Raw genomic sequence first — 21,994 nt, 5'->3', positions numbered from 1 at the left:
CTCATGATGCGGCTGTCGCCCTCGCAGGTCTGGGAAGGCCAGACAGCATCCGAACGGGCTGGGATTGGGAGCAGTTCGGCCTTTTCCCGGCCCCGGGGGGCCTTCTCCAATGGGCGACCACAGAGCGAGGCCACGGCTTCTACTGGCTGACCGGCGGCCGAGATCCGAACGGGTGGCCGGTCCTGGGACACAACCGCGACGACCTTCGGTGGCACCGGTTCGACGGCTCGGCGGCCGAGTGCGTCTTCAGACTGCTGACCGACCCGGATCTGCGATTCTCCGAAGCTGCCGGGATCGATCGGCCCTGGTTCGGCAGGACCGCCCCGACGAACCTCTGCGCGGCAGCCTCATAGAAGGCCTTCCGGCCACCGTTGCCGTCCGTCGCGATGGTCGTGGCGTTGCCCTTCTCGGCCCGCAGGCGCTCATCGAGCATTCGCAAACAGGCTCCGCAAGCGCTCGTTTAGGGTTCAGCCATGAGTGCCGAAGAACTCCCCGACCGTCTGCGCCGCTTCGCCGAGTCCGAGACGGCCTCGTCGCCGCTGTACAGCGAGCTGGCCGGGCGCATCGCAGACGACACGGACCTGCGAGCTGCGGTCGCGGCACTGGCGGAGGACTTCTCACCGACATTCTTCTTCGCGGCTGTGCACTTCGTACTCACCAGCCACCCCGACGACGCCCTCGCGGCCTACTACCCCTCCCTCGGCGGCGAGCGCGAGCCCGACGCCGAGCTGTCGGCCGCCCTCATGGCATTCCTGTCGGCTCATCGGGACCGTCTGGCCGACGTGCTGGCGACCCACGACATCCAGTCGAACGACCCGTTGCGTGCCGCCCAGCTCCTTCCGGCGCTGGGCTGGGCCCAGGCGTGCTTCGGGCGCCCGCTCGGTCTGATCGAGGTCGGGGCGAGCGCCGGGCTGCTGCTGCACGCCGACCGGTACACCTACCGGTACGACTTCCAAGACGGCTCACGCCTGGAGCACGGCGACCCCTCAGGCCTGCTGCTGCCCTGCCCGGTCTTCGGCGCCGCGACGCCGAAGTCGCTGGCCCCGTTCGTGAGCAAAGGGCTGCGGGTGAGGTCCCGGGTGGGCCTGGACCTGAACCCGCTCGACCCGTCCGACCCGCAGGCCCGAGCCTGGCTGCACGCGCTGGTGTGGCCGGAGGACGCCGCGGGGCGCTCCCGGCTCGAGGCGGCCCTGGAGTCGGCCGCGCAGCGGCCGGTCCGGCTACGCAAGGGTGACGCGCTGCGGATCCTCCCCGACGCGGTCATCGGGGTCCAGGCGCCGGCGGTGCCGTGCGTGTTCGCGTCGAACTCGCTCTCGCACTTCCCGGCTGACAGCCGGACCGCCTTCGCGAGCCTCGTCCGCCAGCTCGGTGCGAGACATGACCTGGTGCTGGTATTGAAGGAACCGGCCGCGGCAGGCCTGGGACTGTTCGCCCCTGATACGCCATTCTCACCGGACGAGGAGGAGAACCTCGCCGCGGTCGTGTTCCAGTCCGGCCGCGAGCGCGTCTTCTCGCTGGGGCGGGCCGGCGCACACGGCGCCTGGCTGGACTGGGACCCTCGGCCGCTGTAGTGCCCTAGAAGGCCGGAACGTGGAAGCCGAGGTCGGCGTCGTCGATGGCGCGGAGCCGGCCAGGTAGGGCGGTGAGGTCATCTGAATTTCACCAGGTCGACCAAACCCATGTGACCACCACAGACCTGGATTTCACGGATCTGAGGTGACGACCCTCGACGGGCCCCCGGACGATCACGTCGACCCAGAACCATCGGTACTACGACGTCGCCCGTGGTGCGTTTGTCGAGGCGTCCGGCATAGCGCTCGGAGAACGCCTGCAATCAATCACCGGCCTCATGTCCCTGGCCGCCGCGCGGAACTACCAGGGCGCAACGGTTGCGTACGACCTGGTAGCGGGCAACCACGCGGAGGAGAACATCATCTACAGCCTCGCTCCTGATGAGATCATTGCGTTCGGTGGAACCTCGCTCAGCCCCTGTGAGGATCTGTGCTATCCGAAAATGATGATCGATGGCATGAAGTTCGGCGGAGGTTTCGGCGGGCGAGCTGATAAGTCACCGTACTCCTACTTCTGGTTGGAAGACTTCGATGAGGCGGTGTCGAAGCAGTGAAGCAGGTTGAAAGTGCGCAGGGGTTTTCCGTTGGTCAGACCTTGCGGATCTGGGCGGAGCCGGAGGAAGTGCACGTCGTCGGCACCCTGTACGGGGGGCTGCTGGTCGAGTGGCCCTGGCGGCAGCCGGACCCGGAGTCCAGAAACCGTTGGGCGGCGATGGGCTTCCCGCTGGATCCGGACGACCGACGCTGGAAGAACACCCCTTGGCGCCTGATGCCGGAGCCTGCGGACCTGAAGGTTGGGAGCAACTGCTACGTGGGGATTCCTTCGACCGTGGTCCGGGTCACCACGATCCTGGACCTCGAGGGCGAGGCGGACTATGGGTGGCTGCCTCGCCCGGAATGGGAGGTCGGGCTGTGTCCGGTTGAAGACCTCGATGGCGAGGACGCCGGGTACGTGATGTACGTCCAGTCGCATGAGCCAATCGAATTTGAGGTGATCGAGTCGTAGGCGCCACATTTCGCCGATTGGCAGCGGAGCCGGAACGGGGACGCCTCTCCTGCCGGCGAAGCTCTGACACCGTGTGTCCGGCGACTCTGATCTTGGACGTCGGGGTTTCGTAGGCTGAGCAGCATGCCGCACGAATCGAACGACCAGCTGCTCGGGCGGCATGGCGAGATCGAGACCCTGGATCGCCTCCTGCGTGAGGTTCGTGAGGGGCACAGCCGGGTGCTGACGCTGCGGGGCGAGGCTGGGATCGGCAAGTCCGCCCTGCTCGACCATCTGGCCGTCCGGACGGCGATCGGCATGGAGGCGTTCGCCGAACGCGCCCGGCGCGAACTGCTTGCGACCGGCGAGACCGTCGCCAAACGCAGTGGGGGAGCAGTGGTGCTCACCCCGCAGGAGGTGCAGATCGGCCGCCTCGTGGTGGCCGGGCACTCGAACGCCGAGGTCGGCGGTCAGCTGTTCCTCAGCCCGCGCACGGTCGAGTGGCACCTACGGAAGATCTTCACCAAGCTGGGAATCTCCTCGCGCCGCGAACTCGACGGCTCGCTGCTGGTCGGCTGAGCGGGTTATGGGTCCCCCCGGGGTGGTGGGTGGAGACGAGGCGTGTGGTCATGCAGGTGAGGTTCGGTGACGTGTGAGGTCGGTGAGGAGCGTGTCGATGACGTGTTCTTCTTCGACGCGGAGTGCGTGAGTCTCGATGTGATGCCGTAGGTCGGGGTCCCACGGGGTGTCACGGGTTTTGGCCTGGGGGAGAGCCGTGCCGAGCCTCCGGGCGACTGCCTCCAGGTATGCGGCGCTGTCATATCGCCAGGGGGCAGCTGGGGCACCGCTTTGTTCGGCGAGGTTGAAGACGCTCGTAGCGATGCGGATGCCGCCCCAGTCGAAGTCGCCGTGATAGCGAAGGTTCGCGCCCCGGGCGAGGAGCTGACGGAGCAGCCGGTTCGCGGCGACTGACGGGGTGCCCTCCAGGCAGACCAGGGGTGGGCATGTGGAGCCGAGTGCGGTGGCGGCTGCCGAGACGACGGCCGGGTTTTCACAGACGCTGATCGTGGTTCCGGTCAGGTCGGCGGCGATGGTGTGGTCTGTTGTCGTTGTCGTTGTCGTTGTCGTTGCCGTCGGCAGGCTGTTGAGGTCGCGGAGGGTCAGGACGAGGGGTTGACCGGCGGCGGCGCCGAGCCTCAAGAGTCGGGGCAGGAAGCCCTCGTCGCGCGGTGGCGGGACGTTGAGGGCCAGGATGCGGGAGGACAGGTCATCGGCGGCGACGCCGGCGCCGGCCCAGGCGTCGCGGCGGCCCTCCGAGGTGGCGGTGTCTGATGCCGCCAGGCCAGTGAGGGATCGGATGGCGCTCAGAACGAGGGCTGTGAGCGGCCGGCCGTCGTCTAGGGCGTGCGCGTGACCGACCGTTTGGGCGGCGAGGATCGGGCGGACGATGCCCGGGTGCGGCAGGGCGGACAGGACGCGTGCGGCCTGCTCGGCAAGCCCGGCTCCCGCTATCGGGTCTGTTGCCTGTCGTTTGAGCAGGCCCGTGGCCCGCACCTGCTGCAACCAAGGGGTCAGATCCGGACGATCGGCTGCGAGCCGGTCCAGTGGTTCCAGGGCTGACTCCCAGGCGCGGTCGGCGGCGGTCTCGACCTCACGGCGGACGGCGATCGGGCCGCGAAGGGCCTGGACGGCGGCGACCAGGCCGTCGGGACTGATCCCTGATTCTCTCAGGACGGTGTCGACGTCGGCCAGGCGCGCGGTCAGGGACTTGCCGCGCCCTGGTGGCCGGCCGAGGAGAAGCTCGAGAGCACGCCGCTGCGCGGGGGCCGGATCGGCCAGCGTGGCTGTGCCGTGGGCTGGTTCGGTTCCCGAGGCGATACGTTCGGCGACCCGGTCCACCAGCCATGCCGTGTCCGGGGAGCCGAGCAGGCGTTGCAGGCGCGGCATGTCGAGGCCTGCGGGGATACGGTCCGTCATCGGGATCCGACGTCGAACAACGCGCCGTCGGTGTCACTGGATGGGGAGTCGCTGTCGCGGGCCCGCTGGGGCGGCAGGTACGGCTCAGCCCGCTGTAGGCGGACGCGATCGCGTCCGTCCCAGCGCCACGGCGTGACCAGGACCGCGTCCACTCCCTGGCTGCGGGCCAGTTGCGCGATGCCGATGCCGGGCACGGTGGGGTAGCAGGCCCATTCCCGTTCGGAGGTCATGACGACGTCCAAGTCGAATTCGGCGACCAGTCCGAGGTATTTGGCCCGGGAGTCGTCATCGACGCCTGCGAAGGCCTCGTCCAGCGCGATCAGGCGTGGGGCGTGCCGGTTCCCGGACGAGTAGTGCGAGGAAGCGGCGGCGAACAGGGGGACGGACGCGGCCAGGACCCGCTCGCCGCCCGAGGCGGGGCCCGAGGCCGAGATCCAGGTGCCGTCCGCGCGGCGTTGGATGCCGAACTCGTGCCAGGCGCGGTAGTCGAAGGCGCGGGTGAGCTGGTCGTGCCAGGTGTCCGCGGGGTTGGCGGCGCGGTCGTCGGCGATGCGGCGCTGAAGGAAGTCGCCCACGGCGGCGCGGTCGGCGGGGCTCCAGGCGTCGACGGCCTTGCGGAGCAGCCGGGTGCGGACGGCGTCGAGGCCCTCCGGCGCGTTCTTCGCGGTGCGCCAGATCAGGCGCAGGGCCATACCGGTGGAGGTGGGCCGGGCTTCGAGGTCGTCGTTCATCGCCTTGACGGTGGCCTCGGCCTCGGTGATCAATTCCTGGAGGGCGCCGGCTACTTCGCCGACGAGGTGGTTCTCCAGCAGTTCGCGCTCCTTCGCCGACAGCAGGCGGGTGCGCTGGGCGACTTCGGTGTCCAGGGCCGCGGCCAGCGACGGCACGTCCTGGGTGCGGCCGGCGAACTGGACGTCCACGACCATCAGGCCGTCCTGCAGGGTCATGCCGACCTGGTGGCCGTGGCGGGCCAGTGCGCCGGACAGCTCCTGCTGCTCGCGCGAGACGCGCTGCTGGACGCGTTCCCACGCGCTGTCGGCGTCGTCGACGGCGGTCAGCGCGGCGTCGACGGCGCGGGCCAGGGCGACCGCCGGGGCCGGGACCCAGGCGTCGGCGGGATCGGCGTGTTCGAGGTCTGGCAGCGCGGCCGCGAGCAGGCCGGTGGCGGTGAAGCGGCGCAGGGCGGCGATGGCCTCGTCGCGGACGGCGGTCGCCTCCCCGATGTCGTCCTGGAGCTGCTGGCGGCGGCCTTCGGCGCGTTCACGGTCCTTGAGAGCCTGCTCTCGGCGGGCGCCGACGGACTTCACGGCGGCTTCGGCGGCTGTGAACGCCGAGCCGACGGCTTCGAGGCGGCGGTAGAGCTCTTCCACCGCCGCGCCGGAGGTCGCGACCAGGGTGCGGTGCCGTTCGGCCGCGGCCTCGGCGGCGGATCGGCTGGTGAGTTCGGCCTCGTCGGCTTCGGCCAGGCGGGCGGTGGCGTCGTGCCGCCGGGCTTCGGCGTCGGCGGCCTCGGCCGCGGACCGGGTGGCCGTGGTCAGCGCCGACCACAGCCCGGACAGGATGGTCCGGTATTCGTTGAGCGCTTCGGTCACGGACTCCAGTGCGCCGAGGTCCGCGGGCAGGTGGACGTCCTCGGCGAAGGCGAGCAGCGCCGCCGCGGCCTCCTGCGCTGCCTCGGCCGCGGGCTCGACGGCTGCGAGCGCCTCCTCGCGCAGGTCGGCGGCGGCCCGAGCCGCTTCGGCATGAGTCGCGGCGCGGCTGTGGGCGTCGCGCAGCACCGCGTCCGACGGCCGGGTGCCAAGCTCCTCGGCGAGGGCGTCCAAGCGCGCGGCGACGGCGCGCGAGGAGTCGGCCAGTGCTTCGATCTGTGCGTCCAGGAGCGCGGCCTGGTCGGCGAGGTCGGCCAGGCGCGCGCGGCGCGCGGCTTCCCGTGCTCCGTCGCCGATGTAGAGGGCTGATTCCTTGCGCCAGCCACCGCGCAGCGCGCCCAGGCGGAAGCGTCCGTCCGGACTGACCCAGGTGTGGTGGCCGTCGCCGTCGCCGCTGGCCGGGACGCCGCCGATCGCGGCGAGGACAGCCGCGACGGTCGGCTCGGTGAGCGCGGCGGCCTGTGGATCAGCCGTGTCGATCGCGGGGCGCAGGGCTGTGGCAAGGGTGGTGTCGGGAGCCGGGCCGGTCGGCGAGACGAGCGTGTCGCCGGCAACGTCGATCAGGCGGCCGTCGGGACTGACCCAGGCGTCCAGGAGGCCGCAGGCCTCCAGAGCGGCCTCCAGGCCCGCACGGTCCGATTCCGTGATGTGGTCGTGGAAGTCCACGACCTTCCACAGGGGCGCGCCCGGCCGGTCGAGGCGGGTATCCGCCTGGCGCGTGTGCGGGATCGGCGGGGCGCTGTGGTGCCCCTGCTCCAGGCCGGCGATCATTTCGGCGACGATGGACCGGTCCTTCTGGACACGGGCGCGTCGGGCGTCGATGTCCGCACTGCGGCGGTTCAGCACAGCGGCGTGGGAACGGCCGGTCTCGTCGGCCCGCAGCATCATCGGGTTGGGGCCGTCGAGCGTGTCGACCCAGAGCCCGAGCTCGGAAAGCGCCTCCTCGCGATCCGGCAGCACGATCTCGGAGCACTCGGCGCTCCAGGTCTGCCATGTGCCGACAAGGGATGTGCCGCACGCCGCGACGGTATCGGCGGCGGCGGCGGCCTGCTCGGCGGTCGCGGTCGCGGTCGCCGCGGCCCGCTCGGCAGCGGCTCGCGCCGCGCCGAGTCGCCGTGCGGCCGCGTCGGATGCCGTGTGCAGACCGCGCAAACCGGTGATCGCCTGTTGGCGGTCGCGGATCAGTGCCTCGGCAGACGTGCGTGCCGGCAAGGTGTCGAACGCTGCGGCGTCGAGTACTGCGATGGCGCCGCGAACGGCGGCATGATCGATGCCCGCGGTCTCGGCCGCGGTCTCGGCATCGCGGTGCTGCGCCTGGACGGTATCCGCGTCGGTGTCGGCGTTGTTTCGCGCCGTCGCGGCGCGAGTCGTCCAGGTTTCGGCGTCCCGCAGGGCGCGGTGGCGGTCGTCGGCACGACTGCGCGCAACGCCGGCCAGCGCGTCGGCTGACGCCGCCAGCCGTTCGATCTCGCGAGCGGTGTCCATCGCGGGATCGCGGTTCAGCGCGTCCTTCTGCGCGGACAACAGGGTCTTGCGTTCGTCGAGTTCGGCCAGTTCTCCCTCGGCGGCGATGAACGCGGTGTTCGCCTCCTCCTGGGCCGTCGTCGCCGCGCCCAGGTCGCGGCCCAGCTTCTCGTACTTGCTGTGGGTGTGCCGTACCCCCGCGGCTGTGCGCTTGGCGGCGACCTGGGCGTAGCGGCGGTAGTGGGAGAGGAAGGCTGAAGCCGCATTGTGCGCCTCGACCAGGGCGGCCAGCGCATCCCGCTCGTCCTGCAGACCCCGGAAGGCCTCGGCGATCTCCCCGACCAGATTGTCGGCCAGCGGTGGCAGCGCCTCGGTGAGGGCCTTCGACAGCAGTTTCTCGTCAGGCTTCTTCGACAGTTGCGGTTGCCGCAGCTGGATCAGGAGGTTGACGAGGGCTTCGTAGCGTTCGGCGCCCAGCCCGAACAGTGCCTCGTCCACCGCGCGGCGGTACGCCTTGGCGGTGGTGTACACCGCGTGCGGCCCGATTTTCTCCTCCAGCGTCTTGCGGGAGTACGACACGCGGTGTTCGTTCCGCAGCGGCAATTCCGGCCCGACGCGCAGGTCGGTGACGAAGAACCAATGGTCGGCGATGCCCCTGCCGCGCACGGCCTTCAGGCCGCAGCCGATCGTCCGGTACAGCGGCACGCCGTCGTCGCCGATCCGGCCGAACTCCAGCCAGGTGTATCCCAGGCGCTCGTCGTGCGGGTGCTTGTCGCCGAGCAGGAGGTTCCACTCCATCCGCTTGTTGCGGTCGCCGTCGGGCTCGACACGGGACGGAATCAGTTCCCCGTCCAGCAGGAATGGCAGCGTCAGTGCCAGGACCTTGGACTTGCCGGTGCCGTTGTTGCCGCGCAGCAGCAGCCGGCCGTCGTGGAAGCGGAACTCCTCGGCGTCGTAGTAGAACACGTCGATGAGGCCCGCGCGCAGCGGCTGCCAGCGGTCGCGGACCGGCTGGGGCAGCGCTTCGGCCGTGGACGTGGTCGGGGTGTTCACGAGCGGACTCCGGCCTTCTTGATCGTCGGTTCGGTCATGGCGAACCGCATCAGCGCCGAGCGCGGGTGGACCCGCGGCTCGCCGTGGTCATCGGGGACGCGGATCACCAGGTTGAGGGCTTCCAGCTTGGCGACGGCCTGCTCGGCCAGGTCGGCGGCTGCCGCGGGTTCCTGTGCGGTCTTGCGCCAATATGAGGCGTGGACCTTGGCCTGGGCTTGGATGAAGCGGGTGAGTTCCGGCAGCGACGGGGCCCTGCCGTCGGTGGCGAGCTTGGTGGCGATCAGCAGGGTGACGTGGCCGTCGGTACCCTGTTCCGGCATGCGGACATCCGTGAGCATGTCGTCCGGGTCGACCATGGCGATGCCCTCTGCGCGCATCTCGGGGATCAGGCCGGTCAGCTCCGTGATGCGGCGGGTGATGGCGACGCGCTGGTTGACCAGATAGGCGCGTTCGGCCTCAGTGAGGTCGGCGTAGTAGACGACCGGGTCATCCAACAGCCGGCGGGTCATCGCGTGCCGCAGCGAGCGTAGGCGCAGGTCGTCGGTGTCGGGCAGCGGTTCGGCGGCCAGCGCCGTCAGGCGGTCCTCGAAGGCCGGAGCGGTCACGGTGGACGCGCCGCGCGAGGTCGCGAGCAGCCCGCCGGTGACCCGGCGGTCCACGTCGTAGAGGACGTCGTTGCCGCCGTCGGAGACGAAGGCCTCCTCATCGCCTTGGACCCGGGTGAGCACGCCCCAGGACAGCAGGAGTCTGACGACGGCGACGAGGTCGGCGCGTTCTTCGCGGCGTTCCATGGCGAAGGTGATCCCCGCTTCGGTCAGCGCCGGGTCGGCCGCGCCGGTCAGCACGCCCTCGGCCAGGCGGCCCAGCGTGGTCTGCGACTCCGAGCGCTCCAGCGCCGCCAGCGCCAGGCACAGCAGCACGTAGCGGCGCCGGGTGAACGGGACTTTGGTCTTCGGCGTGCGCGCCGGACGAGTCGCGTCACCCAGGTCGGCCGGCTTCTTGAACAGGCGCGCGGTCTCGGCGTCCACGGTCAGCCGCCAGCCGGTCTGCTCGGCGAACCAGCCGGCCAGCGCCGCGGCGTGTTTGCGGACCAGGCGGAAGTCGTCGTCGCGGGCGGTCAGCAGCGGTGCGGCCAGCAGGGCCCGGGCGGCGCGGCGGCGTTCGACGTCGTGGTCGGCGGCGGCGGCCGTGGCCGGGGCGGACGGCGTGAGCGGCGTGAGTGGCGTGGTGTCCAGGACAGTCATCGGGGCGGGTCCTCCCGGCCGTGCGCGGACAGGTCGATGATCTCGATCACGTGTTCCGGGCCGGACAGCGTGCCGTCCGCGGTCGGGATCCGCACGATCCTCGCGGCGTCGACGAGCTTGAGCCGGATCTCCATCGTGCCGTCGCCGCTGGTGGCCGTCGTCGTGGAGACGCCGGGACGGCGCGCGGCCAGCGCGTCTCCCAGGACGGACAGGAACAGGCGGAACGCGCGCGGATCCAGGCCGTCCGGGCCGGCCAGCTCCGACAGGAGAACCGGGCCGTCGGTGGCCAGCAGGCGCCGGGCCTCGGCGATCTCGGCGGCCTCGCGTTCGGCCAGCTCGGCGAGTTTCCGACGTCCCGCTTCGCGGTCGATCGCCTTGTTCGCGCTGCCGCGCCGCTCGTAGGAACCGGTCTCGCGCAGCCTGGGGCTGATCAGCAGGGGAGCCGCGTCGGCCCACGGGGTTCCCGGCTGGTATTCGGCGGCCTCCCAGGCGCCCTCGGTCTGGGCGTCGACGGTCAGGTGACGGGCCGGGGCCAGGGCGAACGCCGCACGCCAGAGCCGGTGGGCCGCGCCGTCGTCCGGAGCCTGGGCGAAGAACCGCGCCAGCGCGCGGAAGTCGGCAGACCGGTCCGAGCGGCCGCCGCGTCGTTCGTTGAGGGCGGCCACGGTGTTCACCAGATTGGTGATGCCGCTGACCGCCGCGTTGCGCAGCAGGCGCGCCTGGGACGGGCGTCGGGTTCCGGTGCTGACGAACCATTCGCGAAGCCCGCGCCAGCGGTTCTCCCAGTCGCGCACCGCCGACTGGACCGCGGCGGTGTAGGCGTCGAAGCTGCCGACGTCCGCGTGGCGGTCGGGTACGGCGTCCACCGCCTCGCGGCGGGCGGCGGCCTCCAGGACCCGCGCTATCCCAGCGGTCTCGATCCGCTCGATCAACCCGGCGATTTGCGCGCCGCGGTTGGCCAGGTCGGCGATGAACTTGTCGATGTACTCGATCAGCCGGTCCTTGTAGGCCAGGAACGCGTCCTCGTCGCCGTCGGTGAAATCCACCGCGCGGCGGAGCGAGGACATGAATGCTTCAGCGTTGTCGGCCAGACCGGTGAAGCGTTCCGTGAGGGCGAACAACAGCAGCCCGACGGTCGCCTGATCCGGTGCCTCCGATGCCTCGGCGTGGACCAGGAGCGCGGTGAGCTGTTCGGCGATGTCGGCCAGGGCCACCGTCTGCAGGCGCCCGCGCAGGCCGAGGGCCTGTTCATAGTGCTCGATCGCGGACAACGCGGCTTGGCCGTGCCGGGTCAGCTGGTAGATCTTGCGGGCGCGGTTGAAGTCCTCGACCGTGGTCACCCGGCCCGTGTCGGCGTCCGAACGAAGGTTGCCCCATTCGACGAGCTTGTCGAGGGCCTGGATCAGGGCGTCCGGGTCGGGGAGCGGCGGGACATCGGCGGGCTGCGGCACGCCGGCGCCCGGGACGATCGGATCAGAGTTCCGCGGCCAGTCCGCCAGGACGTCCTCGGGCCGCAGATGCACCGTGAAACGCTGCTTGGCCAGGGAGAAGACGCCGAGCACCGCGCTGTAGAGCTGCGCGTTCGGGGTGCCGAGGTAGGCGAACGGCTGCGGCGTCGGCACGTCGGTCACGGCGTCTATTGTGGCAGCCCGGTGAGGCGGGTTGGAGCCAAACGGGTGAATCGGACAGGTGATGGCCCGTCGTCTTGTGGACCAGGCGACTTTCTTGACCGGATGCCGACGGCTGTGGTGGACCTCGTGCCGGCCGTCGTGGGAAGGTGCCGGCGTGACGCGTAGCAGTGTTCGAAGTGAGGCGTTCGACAGGCGGTTCCGTGAGGCGGCGTTCGCGTGGCTGCAAGGACGCGGGGGCCTGCCGATCGTCACGCGCGAAGAGTTGATGGCGTTCGAGTTCGAGGGCGAACGGATCGGGCTGATTGATCAAGGGCGGGGGATCCGGCGTCCGGCCGGGCTGCCCGGGGCGGTGTCGATCCTGACGACGTACTCGCCGAACCAAGCCTCCGCGCCGTATGCGGACGTGCCAGGTGAGGACGGGTTCCTGCGGTACAAATACCGCGTCGGCGCTGCCGGCGAACCGGACAATCGGGCGGTCCGAGAGGCGATGGCGGCGATGCTGCCGATGATCTGGTTCTACGGGATAGCGGCGGGCACCTATCTGGCAACTTTCCCGGTGTACGCGGTCGCGGAGGAAGCGGCAGACCAGCAGTTCGTGATCTCCGCGGACGTGCCGGTCGATCTCGCGGACGTCAACGCGGGTTCGCTCATCGAGCGTCGATACCGACAGGTACATGCCTACCAGCGCGTTCATCAGCCCGTGTTCCGTGCACGGGTCATGCGGGCCTACGACCAGCGATGCGCGATGTGTTCCCTGCGCCATGTGTCGCTGTTGGACGCGGCGCACATCCGGCGGGACGCACATCCGATGGGGATCGCGGCGGTGTCGAACGGCATGGCGCTATGCAAGATCCACCATGCGGCATACGACCAGAACATCCTGGGGATCCGTCCCGACCTGGTGGTACAGGTGCGGGCGGACATATTGGAGGAACTGGACGGGCCGATGCTGCTCCACGGTCTGCAGGAGATGGCCGGAGTTCGCCTCGCCGTTCCGCGGCACCGCGTCGAGAAGCCGAGTCAAGACGCCGTCGAGGAACGCTACGCCGAGTTCCTGGCCGCGACGCCCTGACCTGTATTCGCATGCGCGTGTCGCCCCTTGCATGTCGGCTGCGGCCAAGGAAAGTAGCTTGAATCTACATAGATTCGATCTACATGGCGCCACCTAAGCAGTGTCGCGAATGCGTGCGATGCCGTCTCACTTACTGCCGACCAGGGCCTCGTCGCGCAAGACGTCGAGGTTCATGAACCGCACGTCGCTGTCGCAGAGCTCGCGCATCTGCGCTGCGATGCGCTGGGTCTCGGGGAGTTCGCTGTTGCGCATCGCGGCTTCGTAGGACGGGAATTCGATGATGTCCACGTAGCGGCCGGTGCGGTCGCGGTCCTGGGTGTGTAGGTCGTGGGTGGCTGTGCGCTTGCCTTCGGTTGCTGTGATCCACTCGTCGAGTAGCTTGTCGAACTCCTCGGCGTGGGTCGTTTCGTATTCCATGATCTGGATGAACGCCGTCATTTTCACGCCTCCTTGCCTGCGGTGAAGTAGTTGTAGACGTTGTACACGGTCAGTGATGTGGCGGGTTCGACGCCGACCTTTGCTGTGTAGGGGAGGATGTGGCTTTCGGCGAAGGCCTCGAAGGTGGCGCGGTCCTGCCAGACGTCGATGGTGCGTGCGCCGCCTTCGATTTCGGTGACCCAGTGGAACAGGCCGCCGTCTGCGCCGCCGGTCTTTGGGGCGAAGCCCATCAGGTCCATCACTTCGTCGTATTGGCGCATCTTGCCTTGGAACTCCATGACCACTGCGATGGGCGTGATTGTGTTCGCGAGTGTCCCGGCGGTCAGGTAGTTGTAGACGTCGTCGAACGTGGTTGTCGGCGGGTCTGTGATGCCCGCCTGGCGGCTGAGGGGTGCGATCTGGTCGCGGGCGAACTCCTCGAAGCGTTCGCGGCTGGTCCAGACGTCGGTGAGTGTCATGCCGGCGCCGTCGACTCTTGCCCAGTGGAACAACAGTCCCGACGGGCCTGGCCCGCGTGGAGTGAGACCCATCAGCGCGCATGTGCGGTCGTACTGGTCGGTAGTGGTGGTGGGGAAGTTCAGCGTGACTCCGACGGACATGGCCGTACTCCTTTCCGGAGTCGGAAGCCTTCTCCTCACCCTAGGCCTGGCCGGCGTGACCAGGACCTGGGCGGAGCGGTGCGGTGCCCGGACCTGCGCGAGCTTAGGGACTTCTAGGCCATTCGGTTGACCCGGCATCCCGTCTACGATCAGTGCGCCGGCTGGCTGTCGGCGCCGATGTGCGACGAGGGCACGAGGAGACACTGATGGCACAGCAGAACGGGCCGATATCCCAGCAGCAGCAGCCGCTTCCGGATTCGGCCAGGGGGCGGCTCGCACAGTCGCAGCAGGGGCGGCCCTGCTTCACCTCGGATCTGTCGGTGAACGAGTTCGTCTTGGCCACGCAGGCCGGGTTCACGCCTGTTGGGCTGGTGATGGGGACGAGCATCTATCACATCGGGATTCAGCCGACGCGGTGGAACACCAGTCAGGAGCTGGGTGTCCTGACGCAGGCGATGTACACCGCGCGGGAGTTGGCGATGGCGCGGATGGAGGCTGAGGCCGACGTGCTGGGTGCCGACGGCATCATCGGGGTGGAGGTGCGGGCGCGGCGGTATGCGTTCTCGGCCGAGATCATGGAGTTCGTCGCTGTGGGGACGGCCATCAAGGCCGAGAACAGTGCCGCGCCGTTGCGGACGCCTGCGGGGCGGCCGTTCACCTCGCACCTGTCGGGGCAGGACTTCTGGACCCTGTGGCAGCACGGATGGGTTCCGCGTGCGCTGGTGCTGGGGACCTGCGTCTACCACGTCGCGCACCTCACCTTCCGGCAGGCGCTCCAGGCCTCGGGCCAGAACACGGAGCTGGCCACCTACACGCAAGCGGTCTACGACGCCCGCGAGATCGCGATGAGCCGCATGCAGTACGAGGGCAACCAGGTCGGCGCGGACGGCATCGTCGGGGTCACGGTGCATGAGAACGACTGGGTGTGGGGCGAGCACGCCATCGAGTTCTTCGCGATGGGTACCGCGGTCAGCAAGCTGCATCAGGACGCGTCGCCGGTGTCGCCGCAGATGACGATGCCCTTGTCAGGCTGAGGAACGCTGCAAATATTGGGCGGGCGCCTGGCAGTTCGGTGCCGGCGCCCGCGACATCGCATCGCTATCGAGCACGGACAAGCGGCGGGTTCAACCGCGCGAAGGCCTCCTGCCGCTCGTAAGGGAAGTACGGATAGGGCGCCTCCTTCCCGCTCGCCGCGTCGAGCCGCGCGACCTGCTCCGCGCTCAACTCCCACCCGACCGCGCCGAGGTTCTGCCGCAGCTGCTCCTCATTGCGCGCCCCGATGATGACGGACGAGATGGTCGGCCGCCGCAGCAGCCAGTTGATGGCGACCTGCGGCACGGCCTTCCCCGTCTCCGCCGCGATCTCGTCCAGCACGTCCACCACCGCGAACAGCCGCTCGTCCTCGACCGGCGGTCCGAATTCCGCCGTCTGGTGCAGCCTGCTCCCCGCCGGCAGCGGCTGTCCGCGCCGGATCCGTCCGGTCAGCCGGCCCCAGCCGAGCGGGCTCCACACCAGCGCGCCGACCCCCTGATCGGCGGCCAGGGGCATCAGCTCCCACTCGTAGTCGCGGCCGACGAGCGAGTAGTAGACCTGGTGCGCCACATAGCGCGGCGCGTGCAGACGGTCGGCGGCGGCGAGGGACTTCATCAGCTGCCAGCCCGAGAAGTTCGACGCGCCGACGTAGCGGATCTTGCCCGCGCGGACCAGATCATCGAGGGCTGACACGCTCTCGTCGACCGGTGTGTGCGCGTCGAATGCGTGCAGCTGGAACAGATCGATGTAGTCGGTCCCCAGGCGCCGCAACGCATTCTCGGTCGCCTTCACCAGCCGCGACCGTGACGTCCCCGCGTCCTGCGGGCCGTCGCCGACGGGCAGGCCGGCCTTGGTCGACAGGAGTACCTGGTCGCGCCGCCCCTTGATTGCCGCGCCGAGCACCTCCTCGGACGCCCCGTCGGAGTAGACGTCCGCGGTGTCGAACAGCGTCACCCCCGCGTCCAGGCTGACGTCGATCAGCCGCCGCGCCTCGCGGGCGTCGGTGTCGCCCCACGCGCTGAACAGCGCCCCCTTGCCGCCGAACGTGCCCGCGCCGAAGCTCAGAGCGGGGACGACGAGTCCCGAGTCGCCCAGCCGTCGGTATTCCATGGCGAACTCCCGCCTCCGTTTGAACTAACGGGACTACAGTCCCGTTAACTTATGAGACCAAGGTAGCACTGTCGCGGCGCTAAAGGGAACTGGGGACCTGTTAGGGCTAGAAGGCCTTATGGGTGGCTGTACCGACCAGCTGGCGGACGAGCGAGGCCGGGACGCTGCCGACGCCGAAGACGGCCACCTCGACGTAGACCTGCCCCTTGCGTATGACGATCACGTCGCCGCCGTACGTGACACCTGAGCGGAGAGCGGTCAGCTGCAGGGCGTAGCTCGCATCGCCATAGGACGAGAACGTCGTCGTCGCCAGGCGCGTCGAGTCGGTACCGGACGCCGGCGTCGCAGAACACGAACTCGCAGCCTTCTGGGCCGCCGACCAAACATCGCGAACCTGCGGATCCGGCCCCGAAGCAAGGATCTCCTGAAGGAACGGCCCGTACTCCGACTGCTGGAAATCAACCTCGGCCCGCGCGGGAAGCCGCGCTGTGGCGTCAGCCGTGATCGCCGAGCACGGAGCTGTCACCGAACTGACCGTGGACGGCGGCGAAACCGCCCAGCCGAACGGCAGATCGGACGTCGCCAGCGACGCTGTCTTGAGCTGTGGGGTGGATTGTTGGCCGCGGTGCGCTGACGAAGAGCATGAGGTGCAAGCGAAGAGCAATGTCGAAACGACCAAGAACGCCGGTGCGGTGATGCGGTTCATACGCTTCGCCTCCTGTGGGGAGGTTACCGCCGTGGCGAAGTCATGAACCTCTCACGCGGAACATTTGGGCAGCGTGGTCAACGCCGAAGCCCGCAACACATAAGCGTCGTAAGTCAGATCCGGCGACTTCACATCCCCGAGCGGGTAGTACACCGCCACCGCGTCGCCGTTCGTCAGTGCACTGCCATACTGCTTCGTCACCTGCGTGAAGGAACCGGTCTTCAAATCCGCGGCGAACGTCGCCGTCGAGTCCGTCCACGTCACCACATCGCCCGAGGCTCCGAGGGAATCCATCGCGTCGCCCTCGTCCGCGGTGTGGACCGTGACGGCGGCGGGCATCCCGGCGTGCCACGCGTACAGCGTCCGGTAGTCGGCGCTGGTCCAGGCCCACGTGGAACCGTCGCTCGCGATCGCCGCCGGAGCGGTCTGGGCCTGGGCCAGCGGCGCGGGAAGTGTCGCGGGGGCGCCGGTGGCGGTCGAGACGGCCGCCAGGGTCACCGGTCCGTCGGCCTGCAACGCCTCGGTCCAGACCAGGAGGTCGCCGGCGAACAGGGAGGAGCCCAGGTGGCCGGTGTGGACGACCTTGTCGTGGCCGGCTGCGAGGTCGTAGAGGTGGACCTGCTGCGTGCCGTCGGCCAGGCCCTGGACCCAAGTCGCCTTGCCGCCGCGGACCTGCGGCCACTCGACCGGGGCGTTCGGCGCGGTGCCGGGGTCGCTGGCGATGATGTGGGGCGCGGCAGAGCCCTGCGAATCCCAGGCGTACAGATCCCAGGCTCCGGTGAGCTGCTGCGAGTGGTCGGCCATGAAGATGAGCCAGCGGCCGTCGAAGCTGACCAGTCCGTAGCCGGCGTACGGTGCGGACAGCGTGAAGACGGTCTGTTGCTTGCTGCCGTGATCACGCGACCAGATGAGGTTCTTCAAGTTCTGGACGCCGTTGCCGTCCATGGCGAAGAACGACGATCCGTCCGGCGCGACCGCTGCCGGGACCAGCGTCTCGCCGGTCTTCGTGGCGATGGCGCCCGACGTTTCGGCCTGAGTCAATGCGGCGGGAACGGCCACGGAGCAGAAGGCCGTGCTCGACGGAGTGGGCGTCGTCGAAGGCTGAGAAGAGCGCGCCTGGACGCTGGGCTTTGCACCGCTGGAACCGGAGCACGCCGAAGCACACGCGCCTGCCGTCACGATCACAGCCACAGCGGCCAGCAGACGGTGTCTCGTTTTGGTGGCAGCCACTGTCGGCCTCCGTATCGCGGTGATGGTGATGGTGATGGTGGCGGTGATGGCAGGACGGAACCCGCGATGGCGGCCGGGATCGGCGGCCATCGCGGGTTCCGAGGTGCGGCAGGGGGACCGCACGTCCGTCGGGCCGACGTCTACCAGTAGTAGCCGCGGCCGCCCAAAATGCGGACCAGCAGGGAGGAGCTGATGTTCGAGTACGCCGGGACGGTGCTCCAGACCGTGGTGGCGGGGTCCGCGTAGTGCGTGGTCGCGCCGCTGTCGAAGTACCCGTCGATGGCGATGTAGTGGTAGATCAGTTCATTGGGATGCCCGGCCAGGTGGGGGCCGCCGGGGACCTCGTAGGCGTTGCCGACCACGCCGTTGCCGGAGTTGATGTCGGACACCAGGTGGCTCTCGTAGCCGGAGACGTAGCTGGACCACGCGCCGGACTCGAAGACCTCGTCGTACTTGAAGCCGCCGGAATAGGCGTTCAGGGCGCTGAGCATGCTGCCCATGTCGGTGCCGTTGGTGGTGGTGTTGAGCACGCCGGCGGCCCAGGTCTGGGTGCGGGTGCCGTGGCCGCTCTCCTTCAGCGTGGATACCAGGGCGGCCGGGCCGCACCAGTAGTTGCGCTGCTCGCCCTGCTGCGAGGGGGTGAGCTCGGCCCAGCCGGAGCCCTTGCTCACGGGACCGGCGTCCGGGGTCACGGTGGCGGAGGCCTGCGCGCCGGCGCTCGCCGGGGTGGCGGGGGCGGCCGCGGCGGCGGTGCTGACTCCGGCTCCGAGGGCGAGCAGGACGGCCGCGCCGCCGATCAGCGGGCGGCGCACGGCCGCGGCGGTGGGTTTGGTTCTCATCGGGTCCTCCTTGGACGAGAAGAGAGGTGACGGTGGCGTCATGGGGCGGCGGGCCGGGCCGGGCTCGTCGTCGGGCCCGACGGGCCGGGGGCCCGGCTCGCCGCCGAGAACGACCATGGGCTACCGGACGAGCCGACCGGAAGTCCTCGGCAGTGTCCGGAAGCAGCCCTGTCGGGGTTCGGACACTCACTACACAGTGTCAGGCTCCTGTCACGACAGGTGGTGGACGGGCGGCTTCGGGATCATGCGTGAAGGGTTGCCTGCGCAGGGTACTGATATTTACTGTGGCCGACTCCTTGCTCGCTGTATGTCAGCCACCGCATACTGGCGTTCGCGCGAATCTTCTATCGCACGGGGGAAGGGATGCTCGAAGCCTTCGGGGTCTCGCCGGCCGCAGAGAAGCTCTACCTGCATCTGTTGCGCGAGCCGGATCTCCGGATCGAGGCCATCAGCGCGGAGCTGGGATGGCCCGAGGGTGACGTGCGCACCGCCCTCGACGAGTTGTCGGGCCTGGCATTGCTCCGGACGTCGCCCGCGCATCCGCGGATGCTGCGTCCGGTGGCTCCCGACGTCGGTCTGGAATCGCTTCTGGCCCGGCTCCAGGCCGAGCTCGTGGCTCGGCAGCACCAGTTGGAGAGCGGCCGTGCGGCCGTGGCCATGCTCACCGCCGAGTACACGGAGGGCCGTCCTCGCCGCGAGCGGACCGTCACTGAAGAGCTGATCGGCATCGACGAGGTGCGGCTTCGGCTGAAGACGCTGACCGCGCAGACCCGGAACGAACTGCTCGCGCTCGTCCCGGAACCGGTGCAGCGTCCCGACACGCTGGCGGCCAGCAAGCCGCTCGACGCGGCGCTGCTGGAGCGTGGCGTCGCGATGCGCACGGTGTATCTGAACAGCATCCGCAACGATCCGCCGAGCATCGCCTACACCGACTGGCTGGCCGGTATCGGCGGCCAGATCCGCACGGCGCCCACCGTCCCCCTGCGCCTGATCGTCTTCGACCGCAACGCCGCCCTGGTCCCCATCGATCCCCACGACAGCTCCGCCGGCGCCACCGTGCTGACCGGAGCCGGCGTGGTGTCCGCGATGTGCGCGCTCTTCGAGCAGATCTGGGCCGCCGCCCACCCGCTGGGCCTGCCGAACGCGCCGGACGCCCAGGGCCTCGGCGTCGAGGAGCGCGAGGTCCTGCGGATGCTGGCCAACGGCGAGACCGACGAGCACATCGCCCGCCGCCTGGGGGTGTCCACGCGGACGGTCGGGCGCAAGGCCTCGGAGCTCATGCGGCGCCTCGGGACGCGGAGCCGTTTCCAGATGGGGGTGCGGGCCAGCGAGCTCGGGTGGCTGCGGCCGCCGCCGGAGGCTTGTTGTGAAGACGAGCTCCTTGGCAGTGCCTGCCTATGACCGGTGCTGTTCACTGTTGAATCAAGGTACTGCGATCAACCTCTCGGACTGCGACACTACCGACTGTGTCAGTCACCCCACGAGAGGAAGACATGACAATCCCTCTGTATAAGAGAGCTGCTGTTGGCGCGGCGGCTGTGCTTGCCGTGACGAGTGTTGCCACGGGTGCGATGGCCGGTACGGCGCAGGCGGCGTCAGGGCAGTCGGCGTCGAGTGGGGCTCGCTGGAGCGAGAACCTGGCGCTGGTGCAGGCTTCCGACTTCAACGTCGCGTGGACCGGCAAGGCGCTCACGGTCAAGGACGGCCGGGTGCATGCGTCGACGTCCCAGGACACGCGGGGCTACGGGCAGGATGTGTTGCCCGAGCACGCGCTGGCCCAGCCGGCGAACGAGGTGGCCGTGACGCTCACCGCCGCGCGGCCTGCGGGGTCGGAGGCGCAGGTCGACGTCCGGGGTCTCGGGGTCAATGGGAAGTGGACGCAGTGGATTCCCGCCGCGGCCGCCGGTTCTACGTCCCTGGCGGAGTCGGTGACGAAGGTCCAGGCGCGAATCACCTTGCGGGACGCCGCGAACGGCGCCGCTCCGACCGTCAGCGGCCTGGTCCTGAGCGCCGACTACGGCGTGGCTCCCGCCGCCGCGCCGCAACTGGCTCCCGCGTCCGTCTCCTACCAGGTGTACGCCACGCGCGAGGGCCTGGTCGGCGGGACCACCGCGAACGGTCACGTCATCCAGCCCAGCGACCACTTCGTGGCGCTGCCGTCGGGTTCGGCCTTGTCGCCGAACGGCAGCGGCTCCTACTCGGTCCAGGTCTGCGGTCCGAGCAGGTGTGAGACGGCGCCGGTGTGGGACATAGGCCCGTGGAACACGCACGACGACTACTGGGACGCCAACCGCGCCGAGTTCACGAACCTGCCGCAGGGCGAGCCCGAGGCGCAGGCGGCGTATCAGAGCGGATACAACGGCGGCCACGACGAGTTCGGCCGGACCGTGTCCAACCCGGCGGGCATCGACCTGGCCGACGGCACCTTCTACAACGTCGGGCTGAACGACAACGGCTGGGTCACCGTGACCTACCTGTGGACCGGCGGCGGTGGCGGCAGCGGGCCGTCGGTCACCGGGATCGGCCAGTGCAGCACGTCGTCGAACGCCGACTGCTCGAGCCCCGCGGCCGGCAACGGGTCGGACTGCCACAGCGGCCACTTCTGCATCTACACCGGGACCAACTACAGCGGCACGGTGTTCTCCTTCTACCACTGCAAATACAACGGCGGTGACTGGGCGCTGCAGAACTGGCTGTCGGCCGGGTCCTACATCAACGACAACTCCGGTGGGACGGACGCCTACACCAAGGACCAGAACCACAACGTCATTACCGCATCCGCACCGGGGAGCAGGAGCACGAACTACAACTTCGACCCGGTCTACTTCGTTCAGGCGTGCTGAGCTGAGGCGGTGACGGGAGCGTGCGCGGCGTCCCTCAGGCCGCGACCAGCGCACGCTCCCAATGCTGCGTGTCGGCGTACTCCCGCATCGTGACGATCCTGCCGTCCCGGACGACGAACACAGCGATGTTCTTCTCGTGGTAGGGCCGGCCGGTCTTCCCGGTCGCCCACGAATCCCACTCGACCAGCACCTGGTCGCCCTCCCCGAAGACGTTGGTAACCTTCACCCCGATCTCCCGCTCCGGATCCAGGTGCGCGAAGGCGGTCGCCAGAAAGCCGTCGATGACCTGGTCGCGGCCCTGCCAGGTGCCCGAGATCGGCAGGTCGCCGCCGTACCAGACGGAGCCGTCCTCGGCCCAGCACTCGCGGATCGCCGCCTGGTCGCCCTCGGCGAGGGCGGCGAAGTAGCGCAGGACGAGCTGCTGGGCGGGGGAGGCGGCTGCGATCGCGGTCATGGCTGTTTCTCCTTGATGCTCAACCGGATTCCGGTTTGTCGGCTGCTTGCCGGCGCATCTTTAGTTCATCGCGATCGGCTCCGGTGACCAATGGGCA

Annotated in this window: 19 protein-coding genes; 8 read left to right on the top strand and 11 right to left on the bottom strand. The window is 69.5% G+C overall.

Annotation, left to right across the window (positions count from 1 at the left end):
• The first annotated feature begins 473 nt into the window (after positions 1-473).
• The 4 genes from ABIA35_RS16190 (at position 474) to ABIA35_RS16175 (ending at position 3,135) form a co-directional block, all read left to right on the top strand.
• A complete protein-coding gene (locus ABIA35_RS16190) occupies positions 474-1,571 on the top strand; it encodes a DUF2332 domain-containing protein (RefSeq protein ID WP_370358398.1) in 1,098 nt (365 codons plus the stop codon).
• Positions 1,572-1,849: 278 nt separating this feature from the next.
• Positions 1,850-2,125: a hypothetical protein gene (locus ABIA35_RS16185; protein WP_370339386.1), complete on the top strand. Its 276-nt coding sequence runs from the start codon at positions 1,850-1,852 to the stop codon at positions 2,123-2,125.
• The gene (locus ABIA35_RS16180; protein ID WP_370339388.1) at positions 2,122-2,577 is read left to right on the top strand and encodes a hypothetical protein; all 456 of its coding nucleotides are present in this window, start codon (positions 2,122-2,124) and stop codon (positions 2,575-2,577) included. Before ABIA35_RS16185 ends, ABIA35_RS16180 begins: the two co-directional genes overlap by 4 nt.
• Before the next feature lie 123 nt (positions 2,578-2,700).
• On the top strand, positions 2,701-3,135 hold the full coding sequence (locus ABIA35_RS16175) for a LuxR C-terminal-related transcriptional regulator (protein ID WP_370339390.1): 435 nt from the start codon (positions 2,701-2,703) through the stop codon (positions 3,133-3,135).
• Positions 3,136-3,183: 48 nt separating this feature from the next.
• Here the strand turns inward: ABIA35_RS16175 and ABIA35_RS16170 are convergent, their stop codons facing one another.
• Genes ABIA35_RS16170 through ABIA35_RS16155 form a run of 4 tightly spaced genes read right to left on the bottom strand, consistent with a single transcriptional unit; the run spans position 3,184 to position 11,574 of the window.
• Complete coding sequence (locus ABIA35_RS16170) at positions 3,184-4,533, bottom strand: TIGR02679 family protein (RefSeq protein ID WP_370358397.1); 1,350 nt, start codon at positions 4,531-4,533, stop codon at positions 3,184-3,186.
• Complete coding sequence (locus tag ABIA35_RS16165; RefSeq protein WP_370339394.1) at positions 4,530-8,699, bottom strand: TIGR02680 family protein; 4,170 nt, start codon at positions 8,697-8,699, stop codon at positions 4,530-4,532. The genes ABIA35_RS16170 and ABIA35_RS16165 overlap by 4 nt, the downstream gene beginning before the upstream one ends.
• The gene (locus ABIA35_RS16160) at positions 8,696-9,943 is read right to left on the bottom strand and encodes a TIGR02678 family protein (protein ID WP_370339396.1); all 1,248 of its coding nucleotides are present in this window, start codon (positions 9,941-9,943) and stop codon (positions 8,696-8,698) included. The genes ABIA35_RS16165 and ABIA35_RS16160 overlap by 4 nt, the downstream gene beginning before the upstream one ends.
• Positions 9,940-11,574 carry a TIGR02677 family protein gene (locus ABIA35_RS16155; RefSeq protein ID WP_370339398.1) on the bottom strand — a complete coding sequence of 545 codons (1,635 nt, stop codon included), beginning with the start codon at positions 11,572-11,574 and terminating at the stop codon, positions 9,940-9,942. Before ABIA35_RS16155 ends, ABIA35_RS16160 begins: the two co-directional genes overlap by 4 nt.
• 154 nt (positions 11,575-11,728) lie before the next feature.
• Between ABIA35_RS16155 and ABIA35_RS16150 the strand changes: the two genes are divergently transcribed.
• Positions 11,729-12,646 carry an HNH endonuclease gene (locus tag ABIA35_RS16150; RefSeq protein WP_370339400.1) on the top strand — a complete coding sequence of 306 codons (918 nt, stop codon included), beginning with the start codon at positions 11,729-11,731 and terminating at the stop codon, positions 12,644-12,646.
• A gap of 126 nt (positions 12,647-12,772) precedes the next feature.
• Here the strand turns inward: ABIA35_RS16150 and ABIA35_RS16145 are convergent, their stop codons facing one another.
• Together ABIA35_RS16145 and ABIA35_RS16140 are read right to left on the bottom strand one after the other, a co-directional pair.
• Complete coding sequence (locus ABIA35_RS16145) at positions 12,773-13,084, bottom strand: hypothetical protein (RefSeq protein WP_370339402.1); 312 nt, start codon at positions 13,082-13,084, stop codon at positions 12,773-12,775.
• 2 nt (positions 13,085-13,086) lie between these two features.
• Positions 13,087-13,683, bottom strand: a complete 597-nt coding sequence (locus ABIA35_RS16140; RefSeq protein ID WP_370339404.1) for a hypothetical protein — start codon at positions 13,681-13,683, stop codon at positions 13,087-13,089.
• Between the two features lie 206 nt (positions 13,684-13,889).
• Here ABIA35_RS16140 and ABIA35_RS16135 point away from each other — a divergent pair, with 206 nt between their 5' ends.
• Positions 13,890-14,717, top strand: a complete 828-nt coding sequence (locus tag ABIA35_RS16135; protein WP_370339406.1) for a heavy metal-binding domain-containing protein — start codon at positions 13,890-13,892, stop codon at positions 14,715-14,717.
• Between the two features lie 64 nt (positions 14,718-14,781).
• On the opposite strand, the gene ABIA35_RS16130 is transcribed toward ABIA35_RS16135, so the two are convergent.
• The 4 genes from ABIA35_RS16130 to ABIA35_RS16115 form a co-directional block, all read right to left on the bottom strand.
• Positions 14,782-15,825, bottom strand: a complete 1,044-nt coding sequence (locus ABIA35_RS16130) for an aldo/keto reductase (protein ID WP_370339408.1) — start codon at positions 15,823-15,825, stop codon at positions 14,782-14,784.
• Positions 15,826-15,931: 106 nt separating this feature from the next.
• On the bottom strand, positions 15,932-16,531 hold the full coding sequence (locus ABIA35_RS16125; protein ID WP_370339410.1) for a hypothetical protein: 600 nt from the start codon (positions 16,529-16,531) through the stop codon (positions 15,932-15,934).
• A gap of 51 nt (positions 16,532-16,582) precedes the next feature.
• Positions 16,583-17,590 carry a hypothetical protein gene (locus tag ABIA35_RS16120; protein WP_370339412.1) on the bottom strand — a complete coding sequence of 336 codons (1,008 nt, stop codon included), beginning with the start codon at positions 17,588-17,590 and terminating at the stop codon, positions 16,583-16,585.
• A gap of 311 nt (positions 17,591-17,901) precedes the next feature.
• Positions 17,902-18,600 carry a C39 family peptidase gene (locus ABIA35_RS16115; RefSeq protein WP_370339414.1) on the bottom strand — a complete coding sequence of 233 codons (699 nt, stop codon included), beginning with the start codon at positions 18,598-18,600 and terminating at the stop codon, positions 17,902-17,904.
• Positions 18,601-18,963: 363 nt separating this feature from the next.
• On the opposite strand from ABIA35_RS16115, the gene ABIA35_RS16110 reads away from it, so the two are divergent.
• Together ABIA35_RS16110 and ABIA35_RS16105 are read left to right on the top strand one after the other, a co-directional pair.
• A complete protein-coding gene (locus tag ABIA35_RS16110) occupies positions 18,964-20,001 on the top strand; it encodes a LuxR C-terminal-related transcriptional regulator (RefSeq protein WP_370339416.1) in 1,038 nt (345 codons plus the stop codon).
• 146 nt (positions 20,002-20,147) lie between these two features.
• Positions 20,148-21,443: a peptidase inhibitor family I36 protein gene (locus tag ABIA35_RS16105; protein ID WP_370339418.1), complete on the top strand. Its 1,296-nt coding sequence runs from the start codon at positions 20,148-20,150 to the stop codon at positions 21,441-21,443.
• Positions 21,444-21,477: 34 nt separating this feature from the next.
• On the opposite strand, the gene ABIA35_RS16100 is transcribed toward ABIA35_RS16105, so the two are convergent.
• Positions 21,478-21,897 (bottom strand): nuclear transport factor 2 family protein, encoded by a 420-nt coding sequence (locus ABIA35_RS16100; protein WP_370358396.1) that lies wholly within the window; start codon positions 21,895-21,897, stop codon positions 21,478-21,480.
• Positions 21,898-21,994: the final 97 nt, after the last annotated feature.

It is taken from the genome of Catenulispora sp. MAP12-49, from assembly GCF_041262705.1.
Lineage (GTDB): Bacteria > Actinomycetota > Actinomycetes > Streptomycetales > Catenulisporaceae > Catenulispora.
This window is presented reverse-complemented; position numbering and strand designations above follow the sequence as displayed.

Coding starts and splice junctions, on each gene's coding strand:
- ABIA35_RS16115 (WP_370339414.1), bottom strand. CDS start 18,600: ATGAGAACCAAACCCACCGCCGCGGCCGTGCGCCGCCCGCTGATCGGC.
- ABIA35_RS16170 (WP_370358397.1), bottom strand. CDS start 4,533: ATGACGGACCGTATCCCCGCAGGCCTCGACATGCCGCGCCTGCAACGC.
- ABIA35_RS16190 (WP_370358398.1), top strand. CDS start 474: ATGAGTGCCGAAGAACTCCCCGACCGTCTGCGCCGCTTCGCCGAGTCC.
- ABIA35_RS16130 (WP_370339408.1), bottom strand. CDS start 15,825: ATGGAATACCGACGGCTGGGCGACTCGGGACTCGTCGTCCCCGCTCTG.
- ABIA35_RS16100 (WP_370358396.1), bottom strand. CDS start 21,897: ATGACCGCGATCGCAGCCGCCTCCCCCGCCCAGCAGCTCGTCCTGCGC.
- ABIA35_RS16175 (WP_370339390.1), top strand. CDS start 2,701: ATGCCGCACGAATCGAACGACCAGCTGCTCGGGCGGCATGGCGAGATC.
- ABIA35_RS16110 (WP_370339416.1), top strand. CDS start 18,964: ATGCTCGAAGCCTTCGGGGTCTCGCCGGCCGCAGAGAAGCTCTACCTG.
- ABIA35_RS16135 (WP_370339406.1), top strand. CDS start 13,890: ATGGCACAGCAGAACGGGCCGATATCCCAGCAGCAGCAGCCGCTTCCG.
- ABIA35_RS16140 (WP_370339404.1), bottom strand. CDS start 13,683: ATGTCCGTCGGAGTCACGCTGAACTTCCCCACCACCACTACCGACCAG.
- ABIA35_RS16160 (WP_370339396.1), bottom strand. CDS start 9,943: ATGACTGTCCTGGACACCACGCCACTCACGCCGCTCACGCCGTCCGCC.
- ABIA35_RS16145 (WP_370339402.1), bottom strand. CDS start 13,084: ATGACGGCGTTCATCCAGATCATGGAATACGAAACGACCCACGCCGAG.
- ABIA35_RS16185 (WP_370339386.1), top strand. CDS start 1,850: ATGTCCCTGGCCGCCGCGCGGAACTACCAGGGCGCAACGGTTGCGTAC.
- ABIA35_RS16125 (WP_370339410.1), bottom strand. CDS start 16,531: ATGAACCGCATCACCGCACCGGCGTTCTTGGTCGTTTCGACATTGCTC.